We start from the raw sequence: 16,768 nt of genomic DNA, 5'->3' as shown, positions 1-16,768 counted from the left end.
AAATAACACCTTTCCGGAAAGCAGACTGGCGTGGTTACTACATTTCCCCGGTTCTGTAGGTCATCTACACGCGCTCAGGCTAAAGCGGTTCACTTACAACAAGCTGATTGTGAGCAACTAGCTTCACACTTAGTTTTATTAACAAAAGAGTAGCCAAATAGTGTATTTTTACAAGTGATTTGGCTCAACCTACTAAACTTACTTTTCAATGATAACGCCCCCGAATACTGCGGAAACTGATTTCTTGGCTGGAGGGGGTGAAACAGCCGCGCTTATTCGCACCTTCAACTGGGCCGAAACTCCATTGGGCCCTATTGACCAGTGGCCACAAAGCCTTAAAACGGCCACGAACCTAATGCTCAATACACGACAGCCAGTCTGGATTGGGTGGGGGCCCAAGGCCACGTTTCTGTACAATGATGCCTACATTCCTGTACTGAGTCTAGCCAAACACCCCTGGGCATTAGGTAAACCAGCAGCAACCGTATGGGAAGAAATATGGGATTTTTGTGGACCGTTGGCCAGTAAGGTTTTCCAGCAGGGCGAATCCTCGTTCGTCGATGATGTACGTTTATTTATGAACCGAGGTGGATTCCTGGAAGAAACCTTCTATTCGTTCTCGTATAGCCCTATCCGTGACGAAACTGGCCAGGTAACAGGTCTCTTTTGCCCTAACACTGAAGTAACAGCCCAAAACCTGAACACGCGCCGACTGGCAACCCTGTCGGCTCTGGCCAGTAATGTATTGACGGAGCGAACAACCCGCAGTGCCTGCGCTTCAGCCGCTCAAACTATTTATCAAAATCCCGATGACATTCCCTTTGCCCTACTCTACCTGACCCATGCCGATACGAAAGCACTGTACCTAGAGCAGGCCGTTCGTCTACCAGCTTACAACGGTCACTTCAGCACGTCTATAGCAAACCTTAACGGCTCTACTTCTTACCCGCTAAACCTTCCGTTGATGGATGTTGTAGAGCAGGGGAAAGCAATCGTTAGTTCATGGACAAACAGCGAAGGGTTGAGCCCTGGACCGGCCGGGCAGCCCATTACGCAGGCCATGGTTTTGCCTTTGATCGCTCCCGGCACGCAAAAAACGATTGGTCTATTGGTAGCGGGCGTTAATCCTACCCGGCCCCTCGACGCAAATTACCGGACGTTTTACGAGTTGGTTGCCAATCAGGTCGCAACAGCCATCCAGCAAAGCCAGGCAGCCGAAGAAGAACGACAACGAATTGAACAGCTAGCCGAGCTAAACAAGGCCAAATCACTGTTTTTCAGCAACATAAGCCACGAACTCCGTACACCACTCACGCTGATACTGGGGCCTTTGGAAGAATTGCTTCAGGATGTAAACCATCCGTTACCTATTCATCAGCAAACGCAGGTAGAAGCTACTCACCGAAACGCACAGCGCTTACTTCGGCTAGTCAATACATTGCTTGATTTCAGCCGTCTGGAAAGTGGCCGGCTCCAGGCTACATTTACCCCCACCGATCTTTCGACATTTACGACGGATCTTGCCAGTAATTTCCGGTCTGTTATCGAGAAGGCGGGTATGCAGCTAGTGGTAGATGCCGAACCCCTGCCCGAATTAGTGGATGTAGATCGGAATATGTGGGAAAAAATTGTTCTGAATCTCTTATCCAATGCATTCAAATTTACCCTAAAGGGCACCATCACCGTCCGGTTGGTCAACTTACCAAACAACCGCATACGACTAACCGTAAACGATACAGGCGTAGGGATCCCTGCTGCTGACCTGCCTCGGCTGTTCGAACGATTTCACCGGGTGGAAGGGTCGCAGGGGCGATCGTTTGAGGGTACGGGTATTGGCCTGGCCCTCGTTCATGAACTGGTCGAACTACATGGTGGTACTATACAGGTTAGTAGTGAATTGGATCGGGGTAGTACATTCTGTGTACAGATTCCTGTTCATCAGGCACGACAGTCAATAGCACCTGAACAGGCATCGACAGGTAGTGCCAGTTTGTTTGTTGCCGATGCCAATCTGATGCTTCCCACAGTGCCAGATAATCAATCAACCACAAACGAGCCCTCACCATCCATAACCGATCACAATACTAAGCGTATACTACTGGCCGACGACAATGCCGATATGCGTGCCTATATTCATCGGTTACTTAGCCCACACTATACTATAGATACAGTTACTGATGGTCGTGAAGCTCTCGAAGCCATTCAGCGCCGACAACCAGATCTACTTCTGTCGGACATCATGATGCCTAATCTGGATGGGACTGAACTCCTGAAAATCCTTAAGCAAAATCCACAAACTGCTCATATTCCAGTGATGCTCCTGTCGGCCAGAGCGGGGGAGGAATCAACCCTCAACGGTTATGCCGCTGGAGCCGACGATTACCTGACCAAGCCCTTCTCGGCCAACGAGCTGCTGGTCCGCGTCCAATCGCAATTAAAATTAGCCCAGGCTCGACAGGAAACTCAGCAAAAACTTAGGCACTTATTCCGACAGGCCCCCGTTGCGATTGCCATTGTCGAAGGCCCTCAGCATATTTTTACCCTCGCCAACGATCTCTATCTGGCCTTAACCGACCGTCAGGAAAACCAATTGGTTGGGCACTCGTTTCCTAATGTCTTTCCCGAACTGATCGCTCAGGGAGTCGGCCTGGTGCTCAACCAGGTTTTCCAGTCGGGCGAACCGTTTACGGTAGCCGAGCAGCCCGTTGAACTAATACGGCACGGCCAGTTATCGACTGGCTATTATAGCTACTCGTTTCAACCGCTAACTGATTCGGTCGGGCAAATTACGGGCATCATCATGGTTGCCTACGAAGTCACCGAATCGGTAAAGGCTCGCCTTCAGCTTGAAGAAAGCCAGCGACAGTTTAAGCAACTGGCCGATCTGATTCCACAAATTGTCTGGACTGCCCGACCCGACGGCACGTCCGATTACTATAACCAGCAGTGGTACATTTATACGGGTTTAGAAAAAGACACCTATGGCAATGAGGGCTGGCTTCATGTTATTCATCCCGATGATCAGAAACGCTGCCTGGACTTATGGTCGAACAGCATACGAACCGGCGAGCCGTTTCAGATGGAATACCGCTTTGCCGACCATCGGCAGCCAGGGCAATATCGTTGGTTTCTGGGCCGATCGGTACCCGTTAGAGATTCTGAGGGTACCATCGTTAAATGGTTTGGTTCGGCTACGGATATTAACGACCAAAAACAGGCCGAAGCGATTCTTCGTCAGAGCGAAATTCGGTTTCGGTCCATTGCCGATACGGCTCCGGTGCTTATCTGGATCTCAGGCGTCGATAAGCAATATACGTTTTTCAACAAAGGCTGGCTAGATTATACTGGCCGTACGATGGATCAGGAAATTGGCAATGGCTGGAGTCAGGGCGTCCATCCTGATGACTTCCAGCGTTGTATGAATACCTACACAACCTCATTCGATGCACGTCAGGAATTTTACATGGACTATCGGCTCCGGCGCCATGATGGTGAATATCGATGGGTTGCCGAACGTGGAAAGCCCTGGTTCGACCCCAATGGCACTTTTATGGGGTACATTGGTGGATGTACCGACATTCATGACAGCAAAGTAGCTAACGAGGTGCTGGAACGCCGTGTTGCCGATCGAACTCGGGAGTTGAAAAATCTGAATATGGAACTCGAACGGTCCAATTTAGATCTTATGCAATTTGCATCGGTAGCCAGCCATGACCTGAAAGAACCTCTCCGTAAAATCCAGGCCTTCAGCACCCTGTTGCTGGCTTCGCTCGACAGCAAGCTTGAGCCCTCCGAACAGGATCATTTTATACGAATTGTTCGGGCAGCCGCTCGCATGCAAACCCTGGTCGATGATGTATTACGGCTCTCGAAACTCTCAAGGCTGGATGCTCAGTTTGAATCAGTAAATCTGAATGCCATTATTGCCCGTATTCAGGACGATCTGGAGATAACTATCCAGGATAAGGAAGCCTTAATCGAAGTCGGGAATTTGCCAATTATTGATGGTATTCCCGGACAATTGCATCAACTGTTTCAAAATCTGATCAGCAACGCACTAAAATTCGTCAGCAATCACACACCTCAGGTTACCATAGAAAGCTGTCCTATAACAGACCAGATGCGAACTGAATTTGGCTTATCAGACCATGACTATACGGCAATTAATGTAACAGACAACGGTATTGGATTCGACATGCAGTATGTAGAGAAGATTTTCGGTATGTTCCAGCGACTGCACCGACGAGAAACCTATGAAGGAACAGGTATTGGTCTGACGATCTGCCGCCGGATCGTCGAAAACCATCATGGCTATATACGGGCTTTCAGCCGACCAGGTGAAGGAGCTACTTTCCAGATTATTTTACCCGTTCACCAGATACACAATTTTGTCTCGAATTAATTGATGCTCCTAAACCGCAATATGAAAGCCAGATTAACGTACAATGTCTTTACCCTCTTAGTCGGAATATCTTTTGTAGTCAGTAGCTTGAACGCAGCAGGCCAATCGATGGACTTACGTTCGAAGTCGGGATCGAATAGAATCACATTGTCGCTGAATACAAAAGGAGAATTGTCCTATAACGTAACCCGCCGAGATAAACTAATTATTGCCGATTCTCCGCTTGGGCTAACCTGCGACGATCAGAATTTCACATCTGGCTTGTCAGTCGTTACCATTTCCGCTATTGAAGAACGAAGAGAGTCCTACGAGTTGACGGTAGGCAATGTCAAAACGGTCAATCATGTATTTCAAAGCAAGAGCATAACCTTTAAAAACAATTCGGGTGCGCTCATGAGCATTGATTTAGTGGCCGGAAATGAGGGCGTTGCCTTCCGGTATCGGTTTCCGGATCAGAATAAAAAAACGCGAATGATTCGCTCAGAAATCACAGGGTTTCAGATCGAAAAAAATGCGGTGGGTTGGTTACAGCCTTATAACAAAGCAGGGAAGTACACCCCAGGCTATGAAGATTTTTACCTCAAAGTACATCCCGGAGACTCAATCAATAAGCCCCGCAACCCATCTGTAGGGTGGTGCATGCCTGCCCTGTTTAAGGTAAACAATAGCAAAAACTGGGTTTTACTGGCAGAGTCGGGAACGGATGGCTCGTTTCCGGGCTGCCATTTGCAACCCAATTCGCAGGGTGGCCTCTATACAATTGCCTTTGCCGAAAAAGACGAAAAATATACACTTCCTCTGAGTGACAATAGTCAACCAGTCTCTACACTTCCCTGGACAATGCCCTGGAGGGTCATTATTGTTGGGGATCAGGCCGGAGACATTCTGCTTTCAACCTTCATAACGGACCTGGCTCCTGCCTCTAAAATTGACGATGCCTCCTGGATCGAACCGGGAAAGGCTACCTGGTCCTGGTGGTCTCATCCCGAAGACCATTCACCTGAAACGTATAACGCATTCACTACGCTTGCCCAGTCTTTTGGATTTGAGTATACCCTGTTCGATGCTGGCTGGGAAAAAGCAAACACTGAAGGAGGAATTATCGCTCAAGCTGTTTCTAAGGGTATTAAACCAATGGTGTGGGCCTATTCGGCAGCCTATTTCGACCCAGAAAAACGAAGAAAGCAGTTCAAAGAACTAGCGGCTATGGGCGTTAAAGGAATTAAAATCGATTTCTGGTGCTCAGACCGGCAAGAGGTGATGTCGTGTTTTCAGTCACTTTTTGAAGATGCCGCCAGAGAGCATTTGCTGGTAAACCTTCATGGTACAACCGTTCCGAGAGGCTGGCATAGAACCTGGCCAAATTTTATGACAGCCGAAGCTGTTCTCGGAACAGAAAGTTATTTTTATGAACCCAGATATCCTGAGAAAGCCGCTGAGCAAAACACCTTATTGCCTTTCACCCGAAACGTAGCAGGCCCTACCGACTACACCCCGTTTGCGTTGACCATCCGAAAATACCCTCGGTTGAATACGGCGGTTCATGAGCTGGCTACGGCTATGATCTATACGTCCGGAATTATCCATTTTGCAGATTCCAAAGAGGTATTTGATTCGTTACCGGCATCGGTCCGTAACTTACTAAAAGATATGCCCGCAACCTGGGATAACACACAAAGCATCGTGGCTGAACCAGGTGAACAACTCATCCTCTCTCGCCAGAAGGATCGTCTTTCCTACATTGTCGGTATCAATGGCACCAACAAACCACAATCTGTCAAACTAAACCTCGCCAGCTATGGAAAAGGGTTCTCTAAATTCAGAGTCATCACGGAAGGCGACAATCCATTGATGACGTTCAAAACCGAAACGTACCCGATCACATCGAACTGGCAGTACTCGTTTGCGCCTAAAGGCGGTTTTATTATCCAGTTTTTTAATGAGTAAGGCTGGTTGATTACGGTACGTGACCCTTTCTCAGAAATCCCCCTAGCGCATGATCGTCCGCTGAGAACAATCTGACATGGCAGGAAGTACGACAATGCAGAGTTGTCCGTACCTTTGGCGACTTTTATAGATTACTACTCCATCCAATTATGGCACTCAAAACCCTCGTTAAAATCTCAAATGTGACCAACCTGAGCGATGCCCGATATTGTGCAGGTATGGGTGTTGATATGCTCGGCTTCTCGATGGATATCGATTCCCCCGATTACATCGAACCGCGCAAGTTTGAGGAAATCAGAGGGTGGGTAGCTGGAGTCCAGATTGTTGGCGAAACGTCAGCTACCGATCTGGATCGTATTGAGCAGTTACTGGCTACCTATCAACCGGATATATTGCAAATCGATGAGGCTGCTTTGCTCCCCTACCTGAGCCCCTTCGACAAAAACCTGATCCTGCGTGTCGATGTATCGCTAATGACACTTGACCAGCTCGATACCCTGTTTCATACAGGCGCTTCGACCGCCGACTACATACTACTTGAAAGTAATGGGGCTCTTCACTTCGACGATGAGCTAAAAGCAGTTCTTATGCAGTTGGCCTCCCGGTATCCGATCTTACTTGGTACGGGTATATCGGCCCAAAATGTTCACGATTTATTAGCTGTCTTACCCGTGCGGGGTATCGCTTTGAGCGGTGGCGACGAAGAACAGCCTGGAAACAAAGAGTTCGGTGAACTGATGGATATTCTGGAAGCGATTGAAGAAGAATAAAATCAGTATTAGTAGATCGTATTGGGAGTGAGGAGGGCTGACGCACCATAAATCTTTCGCGTCAGCCCTCCTCACTCCCAATACGATTTACCAATACAAACCACTACTATGCATTACCTACTATCATTGAAAACATACTTCTATCCATAACCGCGTCCATTCTTCCGATTCTGCTTTCCTGGCATCACACAATCGGCTAGGTTTACATCGGTTTTAAACACAAAGAAGCCATGAACAAGCGATTGGAACGTATTGCCGACCAGGCCCAGATTGGGGGTGTATGCGCTGGTTTGGCCGATTATTTTGGCATTGACCGTGCATTAGTACGCATACTTTTTGTAATCGGAATTTTTTTGCCGCATTTTCCGGCTGTAATTATTTACATCATCATGTGGATCGTTCTACCCGAACGACGTGCAGATGGTGTAGTGACTCCTTCAACAGCTTTCTCTAATCCTTATTTTTCCATGAATCCCTACAATCCCAACAAACCTGCCTCTCCCGATCGTAGCATCATTGGCGGGGTCGTCCTGATTATCCTGGGTGTTTTGTTCCTTCTTGACCGCTACTTAGACATTGACTTCGGCGATCTGTGGCCGTTCATGCTGATTGCCCTCGGATTATGGTTAATCTTTAAAGACCGGATCAGACCTCCTTACGATACAAACAACAACGACCCGAACGGAACGCTGTAACTTTATATATATGATGTAGGATATATGATATGTAGTAGTCTTACCCTACACATCATATATCCTACCTATAAACACATGCAACGAAGAAACGGATTATTCTGGGGGATTTTTCTGCTGACGCTGGGGGTATTATTCCTGGCCCGGCGAGCAGGCTGGCTCGACGTCGATTGGCATTCACTGGTCAATCTGTGGCCGGCCTTACTAATCTTGGCGGGCGTTCACCTGATTCTGGAGCGCCGGGCTAATCCTGCCGCCTTTATTACAACGATCATGCTGGCAGTGGCTGTGCCCACAACACTGTTTGGCTTCTTTTCACATAACCGCCACAAGGACGACGAAGGATTCCATATGCGCTGGCATCATGACGATGATGATGACGACAGGAATTATAACAATAATGACGACGATGATAACGAAGACGACTATCGGGCGGAGCGCGAACGCCGGAATACCGATAGCGACGAAGTTCATTCAAACACCTTCGTTGAGAATATGGACGCCGACACCCGTGAAGCCGTGTTAAAGCTCGCAGGTGGAGCCGGAAAGTTTACGATCGGCGAACCCAGCACCGAACTTATCAAGGCGGATACGAAGCAGACCGTTGGTCTTTATTCAATGTCGGTTGACCAGGACGAAACTACCCATATCCCGACGATCGAATTAAAGCCAAAAGATGAGGATCAGCACTTCGATCTGAAAGATGGGCATTACGAAAATCGGGTCGATATACATTTGAACGCCAAGCCTGTCTGGTCGATGGATGTTGCGCTGGGCGCTGGCTCGGGCGACCTGGATTTGAGCGCCTATGCCGTTAAAAGCTTGAAGTTGGGCGTTGGTGCCGCTGACCTCGACCTGAAACTTGGTGCCAAAGCCGATCAGGCGGACATCAAACTCGATGTAGGGGCCGCTTCGGTTACAGTACGAGTTCCAAAAGAAGTAGGATGCCGGATCAAAAAAGATGGCGCCCTGAATCTGGAAGAATTAGATGACTTTACCAATGTTGGGGGTGGCGAATACCTAAGCCCCGGCTATGATGCAGCGGCTAAAAAGATGACGATTCGTTTCGATGGCGGCATCTCGCATTTTAAAGTAGTACGCTACTAAATCAAAACCGCACCGGTGGTCAGCCGGTGCGGTTTTTTATTCCTGATTCAATCGTTTGAGCAGCATCTGATTAAACATCTGCTCAGTCTTATAAAGCTCTCGCAACTGGGCTGGGCTAATTACTTTCAGAAATCGCTCCATATACTCGTCGTCCAGGTCGGCGAGTTTTTGTTTGGTCGCATTGGTTTCCCGAAGCCCATTTTTCAGTTGATCATCATTCAGATTAAACCGATTAGGCTCATTATTCAATTGCCGAATCCGCCGGTTCAGTTCTTGCTTCTTGGCATTGTAATCGTTATAAATCGCCCAAAATTGAGGAGCCTGATCGGTTGTCAGATTCAACCGATTGGTGATCATTCCAATTTTAGCCGATTCAATTTTCTGGCGTCCGTTTAGGTCATTTTGTGCGTTGGCTACCTGAGTCGTTACTAACAGGGCAAGCAACCAACCAATCCATGCGTGTCTCATTGTGGTAAAGTTAACCATTCATAAAATCAGGAGCCGACCTTTGCGTTGTCTCCAGGATTCTGCTCCTGAATAAGCTCCTGAATATCGGCCGGTGCTACGTTCAGAAACTGAATCGCTGAGGTATCGCTACCCAACGAAGAATGAATTTGCTGAACATCAGCCAATTCATATGCGCTAACGCCCTGATCTTCGAGATAAGCGGCAATAGCATCGTCACTTACACCCGCCAGGGCTTCGCTACCCAGCGACTCCTGCCGTTGCGGTAACGTTTGCCGGACCAGCAGGGCAATCAGGCTAGCCCCTGCCAGCGATGCCGCCGTACGTTGCCACGACCAGCTGATCTGGAAGGCAGGCTTGGGTTTTCGGACAACACGAGCCTGAACACGCGACGGCAGGTCATCGAAATAACCGTCTGGCGCTGTAAACGGAAGCTGCCTAAGCGGATGTTCAGGCGGCAATTCATCAAGCCGGAAATGTTTATTATCGTTCATTGCTCTGGTGTGTGTCTCACACAATTCAGGTATCTTAAAATATTTTAAGATTTGACAGAATCAAGGGCACTAGGTTTAATCGTCTGTATCCGAGTTATTAAAAAAATCTTCAATCTTCTTAACGGCAAGGTGGTACGATGCCTTTAAAGCCCCAACAGATGTTCCTGTAATTTCGGAAATATCTTCATATTTCATATCGTCGAAATACTTCATATTGAAAACCAAACGCTGTTTGTCGGGTAGTTTCAGCAACGCTTTCTGTAACTTCAACTGTACGTCTTCGCCACTGGGATCGTTGCCCGACGTTACGTAGGCGGCATTGGTTTCCAGTTTTTCCATCAACTCCCCTTCTACATCCCCAATCGGCAAAAAGAATCGGCGACGTTTCTTATTCAGATAGTTAAGACACTCGTTGGTAGCAATCCGATAAATCCAGGTATATAACTGACTATCACCCCGAAACTGTTCCAGGCTATTCCAGACTTTTATGAACGTTTCCTGCACCAGGTCATCGGCATCATCGTGATCAATAACCATCTTCCGGATATGCCAATAGATTTTCTGCTGATACTTGCGCACCAGCAGATTAAAGGCATAATTTCGGCTCGACGGATCGCGAAATTTGGCGAGGAGTTCTTCGTCAGTCATTATTCTTTTAGGAGTTAGGAGTGAGGAGCGAGGAGTGAGAATGGCCAACGCACGAATCTGTTAAAGCGTCAGCCATTCTCACTCCTCGCTCCTAACTCCTAACTACTCATTTTCTTGCCATTACTTTCTTTACCTGCTCAACAATCTTGTCGGCAGTGAGGCCATATTTCTGCATCAGTTGATCAGGTGTTCCGCTTTCCCCGAAGGTATCGTGAACGCCAACGTATTCGAGCGGAGCCGGATAATTGCGGGCCAGTACTTGTGCGACACTATCGCCCAGCCCACCATTCAGCATATGCTCTTCGGCCGAAACGGCACAGCCCGTTTTCTTCACCGATGCCAGTATAGCCTCTTCATCTAACGGCTTAATCGTATGAATGTTGATAATGTCGGCTTCAATTCCTTCCTGAGACAGGATTTCACCGGCTTTAATGGCTTCCCAGACCAGGTGACCTGTACAGAAAATCGATACGTCACTTCCTTCATTGACGGTCCAAGCTTTACCGATTTCAAACTTTTGATCGGCAGGCGTAAACACAGGAATAACTGGACGGCCAAACCGCAGATACACCGGCCCTTCGTGATCGGCAATGGCGATGGTAGCGGCCTTGGTCTGGTTGTAATCGCAGGGATTGATGACGGTCATGTTCGGCAACATTTTCATCATGCCCAAATCTTCCAGAATCTGGTGTGTAGCGCCATCTTCACCCAGGGTTAGGCCCGCGTGTGAAGCACAGATTTTGACGTTTTTGTTCGAATACGCAACCGACTGACGAATCTGGTCATACACGCGGCCCGTTGCGAAGTTGGCAAACGTGGTAGCAAACGGAATATGCCCGCCAATGGTCAACCCCGCTGATACCCCAATCATGTTGGCCTCCGCAATACCGCACTGGATAAACCGATCAGGATTTTCCTTGATGAATGTGTCAAGCTTGAGTGATCCGGCCAGATCGGCGGTAAGTGCTACCACATTAGGATGTGTTTTGCCCAGTTCGGCAATGCCCGCGCCAAAGCCTGAGCGGGTATCTTTTTTCTCGGTGAACTCGTATTTTTTCATAATCTATTAATTCGCCGAAGCGAGGGTTTGCAATTTAGTTAGAAAATAAGTGGCACTCGGGCAATTAGGATGTTGAGCAGCATTTTCAATCGTGAAACCGTATTTAAGCATACGGCTTACTAAAATAGATTTACTGCCTACTCCTCGATTCGTTTTCGTTAAAAGCAGTTGTTGAAGTGTAAAGAATGGATTCGTTTCTTGTTCTGGATATTCGAACGAAAAAGTCGAATCGCCAAATAGACTTTGTAATGTAGGCGTATCACTGAGAAACCATGCTTCTATTTGCTTTACAGCCACAATGATAAGTTGACCTTCTCGCTCGGTAATGCGTTGTTTTGTCAATGTAATACAACTGTCAACATCCATATCCGTTAAAATGACTATTTTCTGAACATGGCGATCCAGTAATTCCTGGCGCAACGCTTCAATTTTGTGCGGTAACAGATTACCATTGCCTTTTGCATCGATTACCGGCAATGAACAATCAAAACCATTCAGACTTAGCCACTGCTGAAACCTGTCTGACTCAATGACATTTTTCTCGGTTTTACCTTCACAAATAAATCCAATCTTTACCACGGAAGCCCACCTCCCAAGGCATTCATTAGCCAGGCTTCATCCATCCGTAATCCGTGGAAATCATGGCCTTTAAATTGTTTGGTCTGGGTAGCGCCTTCTACTTTATCGACAACAATAATCTCGTCGGCGGTCAATTGAGAAGCCAGTGTTTGCGAGTGTGTATTTAGCCAAATAAAATGATCTTTTTGCTCACAAGCATAGCGACAAAGGTTGACAAACTCTTTTATTACATCCGGGTGTAGGCCATTCTCTGGCTCCTCAATGCACAAAAACTGTGGCTTATCACTTTGGTAAACGGCCGTTAAAAGAGCCAGAATGTTATAGGTACCGTCGGAGATAAGGTCTTTGGTAAAATAATTTGGAACAGAATCTTCGAACCAATGTAACTCATCTCGATCATCCACTTCAACAGCTTTAAACCCTGGCACGAATAGCTCAAGCCACTCAAAGATTTCGTCTCTTACGACTTCGTTTGATAAAACGCGCTTAAGTACTTTTTCAAGATTCTTCGCGGAAAGCGATAAACGTAAGCTATCGTTCAATCGAAACTTTTCTAGGCTTTCGTTATTGATAAACAATCGGCTAAATCTTTCGATAAAATGCTTATAATCCTCTCCCCTATAAGCTAGCCCTGTTGAAGTATCTGTTGACTGCTCAGAGGAAGCAATACCTGCAAAATCATTGGAAAATAAAAAAAGCTTTCCTATTTCAGCCCTGAAACCAAACTTAGAAGTTTTATTCTGTCTTCGTTGAATGCTGGGTAAGCCACCGAAGAAACTTACAGCCTCTTTATATTGATAAGCTACATTCACAAACTCCAAAGCCTCGAAAATATTCGACTTGCCCGACCCGTTGGGGCCGACAAAGACCGTGAACGGATTCGGCTCAATAAGCTCGACCCGTTCAATGGACTTGAAATTTTCGATGACTAAGCGTTTGATTTGCATGGGATTTATGTAGAGACGCGATACCTCGCGTCTCCTATGCGTCAGCTATTTTTCACGTCAGCCAAAACCATCAGGTCAGGAGACGCGAGGTGTCGCGTCTCTACAGGTCTTAATAATCCGACATACCTACAGTTAGGGGCAGTTGATTCAGAGCTTGCTGTAGCTGCTCCGCGTTTGGCGCTACACCATGCCACTTGTAACTACCCACCATGTAGTCGACCCCGAAGCCCATTTCGGTATGCATCAGAATCAACGTCGGCACGTCTGGGTTTTCCTGCGCTTTGCGAAGGGTTTTGATTACGTCGGCCATGTCGTTACCCTGCATTTCTTCGATATTCCAGCCAAAAGCAGCATATTTTGCACCGAGATCGCGGTTGTTGTTTACGTTATCGGTTTTACCGTCGATCTGCGCATGGTTGAAATCGATGACAGCGGTCAGGTTACCAAGTTTTTTGTTGGGCGCAAACTGAGCAGCCTCCCAAATCTGCCCTTCCTGCTGCTCACCATCGCCCATAAGCACGTACACATGGCTTTTATCGCCGTTGAGTTTTTTCGAATAAGCAGCTCCGGCCGCTACCGACAAACCCTGTCCCAGCGAACCCGATGCGATGCGTACCCCTGGCAGATGTTCGGCAGTGGTTGGGTGCCCCTGTAGGCGGCTATCCAGCTTACGGAACGTGGCCAGTTCCGACAAGGGGAAGTAACCCGCCCGAGCCAGTACCGAATAAAATACGGGCGAAATATGGCCATTCGACAGGAAGAAGATGTCTTCATCGCGTCCATCCATATCGAAAATAGGGTTCCCTTTGTCATCCTTTTTCCGGTTCATGATCTCAAAATAGAGTGCGACCATAAAATCGGTGCAGCCTAATGAGCCACCTGGGTGACCAGAGTTGACAGCCGCAACCATGCGGACAATATCACGCCGAACGGCGGTAGCAATGTGTTCGAGTTGTTCGATTTCCATACTTTTTAGGGGTTAGGAGGGAGAAGTTAGGAGTTAGAATCCATCCGGCGCGTTCTGTCTACGCGGCCCAGCCATTCTCACTCCTCGCTCCTCGCTCCTGAGTACTTATTTTAAAATTTGATCTGCGTGGTTTTGGGTATCTATTTTCGTAATAATATCCGTAATGATGCCCGCTTCGTCGATCAGGAATGTCGTACGAACAATCCCCATATGCGTACGGCCATACATCGACTTCTCTTTCCAGACACCATAGGCTTCTACAATCTGCTTATCGGTATCGGCAACGAGGGGAAACGGCAAGTTATATTTCTTGATAAACTTCTGGTGCGATTTGTGGTCATCGACACTAACCCCCAGTATTTCATAGCCAGCCGCCCGAAGCCGATCTTCGTTGTCGCGAAGGCTACAGGCTTCGGCTGTGCAACCGGGAGTATCATCTTTAGGATAAAAATACAGCACCACTTTCTTACCCCGATAATCGGATAACTTTATCGGGGTACCGTTCTGATCGGTACTCGTAAAATCGGGTGCAGAATCACCAACGTTTAATTCCATACAATTTATTAGTTTATGGCCTACCGTACACGGTAAACCGAGTACCAGAAATTCTGTTCTATCGTCTCTTCCGATGCTTTTTGGAAGTGGCTTTCTGGAGGACAGCCCGCTTAGTTTCCTTGATAAGAGTACTATCGGAGCCAATGTTCCCCGAGCGATCTTTGACTTGTACGATTACCTCGGCACCTGCTTCAAACGGTTCGTCAGGGTTCAGCTTGTCCGACCACAACAAAGCGCGTTTATAGTCGTACTGCATGAGTATCCATTCGCCATTAACCAGCGCTCGGAACTGAGCAATGCCCGATAAATCGTCCCGAATACGGGCTGTAATACCGGCTGGCGTTGCGCTTAGAATCTGAACCGTTGGCGGATTTATATCCGTCATCAGTTGGAAGCGGCCCAGCGAACGGGTTTTAAACTCAATACGGCCCTTATCCCATTTCCCGCCCAGAAAGGTCTGATTGCCACCACTAGTCCAGTACGCTTTGGTCCTTGCGGTATCAATAGCCATAGGTACAGTAGGGGTATACTGAACCTCCAGGTAATCATTTAATGGAATCGTCGATTGGTTAACCTCCAGGCCACCACCCGGTAATGTCCGTACAGCTAGATGAAGTGTGTCAAAAAGTGTTTTGGCTCCAAAATTGAGCCGGGTATTTTCGCCTATATAGGACTCATTTCGGCCTGGAATAATGCGTTTTTTGAAATTAGTACGCACAACACTGCGGTCAAACTGAACCGAATCGGGTAAATACTGACGCAAATCTATAAGATAAATGGCTTGATTGCTACGCACATAGCTAACAGGTTGCTCAACAACAGCTCGTCCCGTAATTAATTTAGCTTTAGGCGGGTTGATAAGCGAGACATTTTTGACACTTAGTTTAAGCACATTTTCGTCGGTCGTAATGGTTGCCGTTGGGTCACCCCGAAGCACCTCGGGCGCACTGGGCGCTACGGTTGCCTCCATCGTATCCATCGAAGCGAGTGCGGCTGGCGCTACTTCGGGCTGAATAGTAAACGACAACTGAGTAGCATGATCGAATGCATCGTATAGCGTCAGCGTCACCTCATGTGGATGTCCATCCAGCAAAGGCAAACGCCCCCGATAGGCCGCATTACTCTGCAACTTATATATATTCAGAATGTTCCCATCAGCAATATACCCCCGGTGATACCGTTGACCACTCGTTTGCTCGACTTCATAGTTTTCGTGGACGTTCATGAACCGCGTCTGCTCATTCGGGAAGCTATTCATGTTGTAAGCAAACACTTCCTTGCCATCCAGCCGAATTTCTAGGCAGCTGATCCCATTCCGGTAGGGTGACCCACTGGTTTTATCGTAGGCCAGTACTTCCATACCGATCAGGCCAGACGCTGTAATCGGTTGCGTAATTGTATACATACCATCGGATTTACGAACAGGCACATAACTAACCCGCTGGTATTCGCCATTGATGCGTGACGTAGCGGTCATGGTTTTCAGGGCCACGCGCTCAAAATAAGGCGGCACGTCATCCTGAATTTCCGAAAAACCATACAGTAGCGGATTGATCAGGTTATCGCGGGCATCCCGAATCTCGAAGTGAAGGTGTGGCCCACCCGAGCCTCCTGTGTTGCCTGAAGCGGCAATGACATCCCCTTTTTTGACTGGAAACTGATCGGGCTGCGGGCGAATATCAATCTCAAACGTTTTGGCCTGATACTGCTGCTCGCGAAGGTACCGGCCAAGCGTATCTTTCAGCGATTTTAAGTGGCCATACACGGTGGTCAGGCCATTCGGATGCTTGATGAACACAACATTTCCGTACCCTCCCGTAAACACGGCTATTCGGGAAACATATCCATCCGCAGCCGCATGCACATCCAGCCCCTCACGCCCTCCGGTACGAATATCCAGGCCCGCATGGAAGTGGTTCGGTCGCAAATCACCCATACCACCCGATAGCGAATTGGCGGCTCCCGGTTGAATCGGGAACATGAAATAGCCGTTGACGAGAGTTCCCGGTTGAATGTACCCTGTTTGTGGCTGACCTGACTGAGTCGATAAAACGGGCTTAGCCGGTTGCCCATAAGCTAATCCTGACCCGAGCAGAATCAGCATGGACCAATAAAAAAATGATCGTATCAAAAGC

14 protein-coding genes are annotated in these 16,768 nt (G+C 47.9%); 5 read left to right on the top strand and 9 right to left on the bottom strand.

Features of this window, described 5'->3' with window-relative positions:
- Positions 1–208 precede the first annotated feature (208 nt).
- From BGO59_RS05745 to BGO59_RS05725, 5 genes are all read left to right on the top strand, one after another.
- Complete coding sequence (locus BGO59_RS05745; RefSeq protein WP_293681976.1) at positions 209–4,402, top strand: ATP-binding protein; 4,194 nt, start codon at positions 209–211, stop codon at positions 4,400–4,402.
- A 21-nt stretch (positions 4,403–4,423) separates the two neighbouring features.
- Positions 4,424–6,349 carry a glycoside hydrolase family 97 protein gene (locus tag BGO59_RS05740; RefSeq protein WP_293681973.1) on the top strand — a complete coding sequence of 642 codons (1,926 nt, stop codon included), beginning with the start codon at positions 4,424–4,426 and terminating at the stop codon, positions 6,347–6,349.
- A gap of 149 nt (positions 6,350–6,498) precedes the next feature.
- Positions 6,499–7,119 carry an N-(5'-phosphoribosyl)anthranilate isomerase gene (locus BGO59_RS05735; protein ID WP_293681970.1) on the top strand — a complete coding sequence of 207 codons (621 nt, stop codon included), beginning with the start codon at positions 6,499–6,501 and terminating at the stop codon, positions 7,117–7,119.
- 230 nt (positions 7,120–7,349) lie between these two features.
- Positions 7,350–7,814: a PspC domain-containing protein gene (locus BGO59_RS05730; protein WP_293681967.1), complete on the top strand. Its 465-nt coding sequence runs from the start codon at positions 7,350–7,352 to the stop codon at positions 7,812–7,814.
- Positions 7,815–7,889: 75 nt separating this feature from the next.
- The gene (locus BGO59_RS05725) at positions 7,890–8,918 is read left to right on the top strand and encodes a DUF5668 domain-containing protein (RefSeq protein ID WP_293681964.1); all 1,029 of its coding nucleotides are present in this window, start codon (positions 7,890–7,892) and stop codon (positions 8,916–8,918) included.
- A 36-nt stretch (positions 8,919–8,954) separates the two neighbouring features.
- On the opposite strand, the gene BGO59_RS05720 is transcribed toward BGO59_RS05725, so the two are convergent.
- From BGO59_RS05720 to BGO59_RS05680, 9 genes are all read right to left on the bottom strand, one after another.
- Positions 8,955–9,404, bottom strand: coding sequence for a hypothetical protein (locus BGO59_RS05720; RefSeq protein ID WP_293681961.1), 450 nt, complete (start codon positions 9,402–9,404; stop codon positions 8,955–8,957).
- 8 nt (positions 9,405–9,412) lie between these two features.
- Positions 9,413–9,877 (bottom strand): hypothetical protein, encoded by a 465-nt coding sequence (locus tag BGO59_RS05715; protein ID WP_293681958.1) that lies wholly within the window; start codon positions 9,875–9,877, stop codon positions 9,413–9,415.
- A 75-nt stretch (positions 9,878–9,952) separates the two neighbouring features.
- A complete protein-coding gene (locus BGO59_RS05710; protein WP_293681955.1) occupies positions 9,953–10,525 on the bottom strand; it encodes a sigma-70 family RNA polymerase sigma factor in 573 nt (190 codons plus the stop codon).
- Between the two features lie 106 nt (positions 10,526–10,631).
- Positions 10,632–11,585 (bottom strand): transketolase family protein, encoded by a 954-nt coding sequence (locus BGO59_RS05705; protein ID WP_293681952.1) that lies wholly within the window; start codon positions 11,583–11,585, stop codon positions 10,632–10,634.
- Between the two features lie 6 nt (positions 11,586–11,591).
- Complete coding sequence (locus BGO59_RS05700) at positions 11,592–12,164, bottom strand: hypothetical protein (RefSeq protein ID WP_293681949.1); 573 nt, start codon at positions 12,162–12,164, stop codon at positions 11,592–11,594.
- Positions 12,158–13,111, bottom strand: coding sequence for an AAA family ATPase (locus BGO59_RS05695; RefSeq protein ID WP_293681946.1), 954 nt, complete (start codon positions 13,109–13,111; stop codon positions 12,158–12,160). Before BGO59_RS05695 ends, BGO59_RS05700 begins: the two co-directional genes overlap by 7 nt.
- A 109-nt stretch (positions 13,112–13,220) precedes the next feature.
- A complete protein-coding gene (locus BGO59_RS05690; protein ID WP_293681943.1) occupies positions 13,221–14,078 on the bottom strand; it encodes a transketolase in 858 nt (285 codons plus the stop codon).
- Positions 14,079–14,183: 105 nt separating this feature from the next.
- On the bottom strand, positions 14,184–14,633 hold the full coding sequence (gene bcp / locus BGO59_RS05685) for a thioredoxin-dependent thiol peroxidase (RefSeq protein ID WP_293681940.1): 450 nt from the start codon (positions 14,631–14,633) through the stop codon (positions 14,184–14,186).
- 58 nt (positions 14,634–14,691) lie between these two features.
- Positions 14,692–16,737 (bottom strand): M23 family metallopeptidase, encoded by a 2,046-nt coding sequence (locus tag BGO59_RS05680; protein ID WP_293681937.1) that lies wholly within the window; start codon positions 16,735–16,737, stop codon positions 14,692–14,694.
- Positions 16,738–16,768 lie beyond the last annotated feature (31 nt).

Origin of the sequence: Spirosoma sp. 48-14 (genome assembly GCF_001898575.1) — a bacterium.
Taxonomy (GTDB): domain Bacteria; phylum Bacteroidota; class Bacteroidia; order Cytophagales; family Spirosomataceae; genus Spirosoma.
The sequence above is the reverse complement of the archived record's forward strand: the minus strand, read 5'-3'. Positions and strand labels throughout refer to the sequence as shown.

What these genes read in the sequence shown, in the direction of transcription:
- BGO59_RS05745 (WP_293681976.1), top strand. Translation starts at nt 209, where the DNA reads ATGATAACGCCCCCGAATACTGCGGAAACTGATTTCTTGGCTGGAGGG.
- BGO59_RS05740 (WP_293681973.1), top strand. Translation starts at nt 4,424, where the DNA reads ATGAAAGCCAGATTAACGTACAATGTCTTTACCCTCTTAGTCGGAATA.
- BGO59_RS05735 (WP_293681970.1), top strand. Translation starts at nt 6,499, where the DNA reads ATGGCACTCAAAACCCTCGTTAAAATCTCAAATGTGACCAACCTGAGC.
- BGO59_RS05730 (WP_293681967.1), top strand. Translation starts at nt 7,350, where the DNA reads ATGAACAAGCGATTGGAACGTATTGCCGACCAGGCCCAGATTGGGGGT.
- BGO59_RS05725 (WP_293681964.1), top strand. Translation starts at nt 7,890, where the DNA reads ATGCAACGAAGAAACGGATTATTCTGGGGGATTTTTCTGCTGACGCTG.
- BGO59_RS05720 (WP_293681961.1), bottom strand. Translation starts at nt 9,404, where the DNA reads ATGGTTAACTTTACCACAATGAGACACGCATGGATTGGTTGGTTGCTT.
- BGO59_RS05715 (WP_293681958.1), bottom strand. Translation starts at nt 9,877, where the DNA reads ATGAACGATAATAAACATTTCCGGCTTGATGAATTGCCGCCTGAACAT.
- BGO59_RS05710 (WP_293681955.1), bottom strand. Translation starts at nt 10,525, where the DNA reads ATGACTGACGAAGAACTCCTCGCCAAATTTCGCGATCCGTCGAGCCGA.
- BGO59_RS05705 (WP_293681952.1), bottom strand. Translation starts at nt 11,585, where the DNA reads ATGAAAAAATACGAGTTCACCGAGAAAAAAGATACCCGCTCAGGCTTT.
- BGO59_RS05695 (WP_293681946.1), bottom strand. Translation starts at nt 13,111, where the DNA reads ATGCAAATCAAACGCTTAGTCATCGAAAATTTCAAGTCCATTGAACGG.
- BGO59_RS05690 (WP_293681943.1), bottom strand. Translation starts at nt 14,078, where the DNA reads ATGGAAATCGAACAACTCGAACACATTGCTACCGCCGTTCGGCGTGAT.
- bcp (WP_293681940.1), bottom strand. Translation starts at nt 14,633, where the DNA reads ATGGAATTAAACGTTGGTGATTCTGCACCCGATTTTACGAGTACCGAT.
- BGO59_RS05680 (WP_293681937.1), bottom strand. Translation starts at nt 16,737, where the DNA reads ATGCTGATTCTGCTCGGGTCAGGATTAGCTTATGGGCAACCGGCTAAG.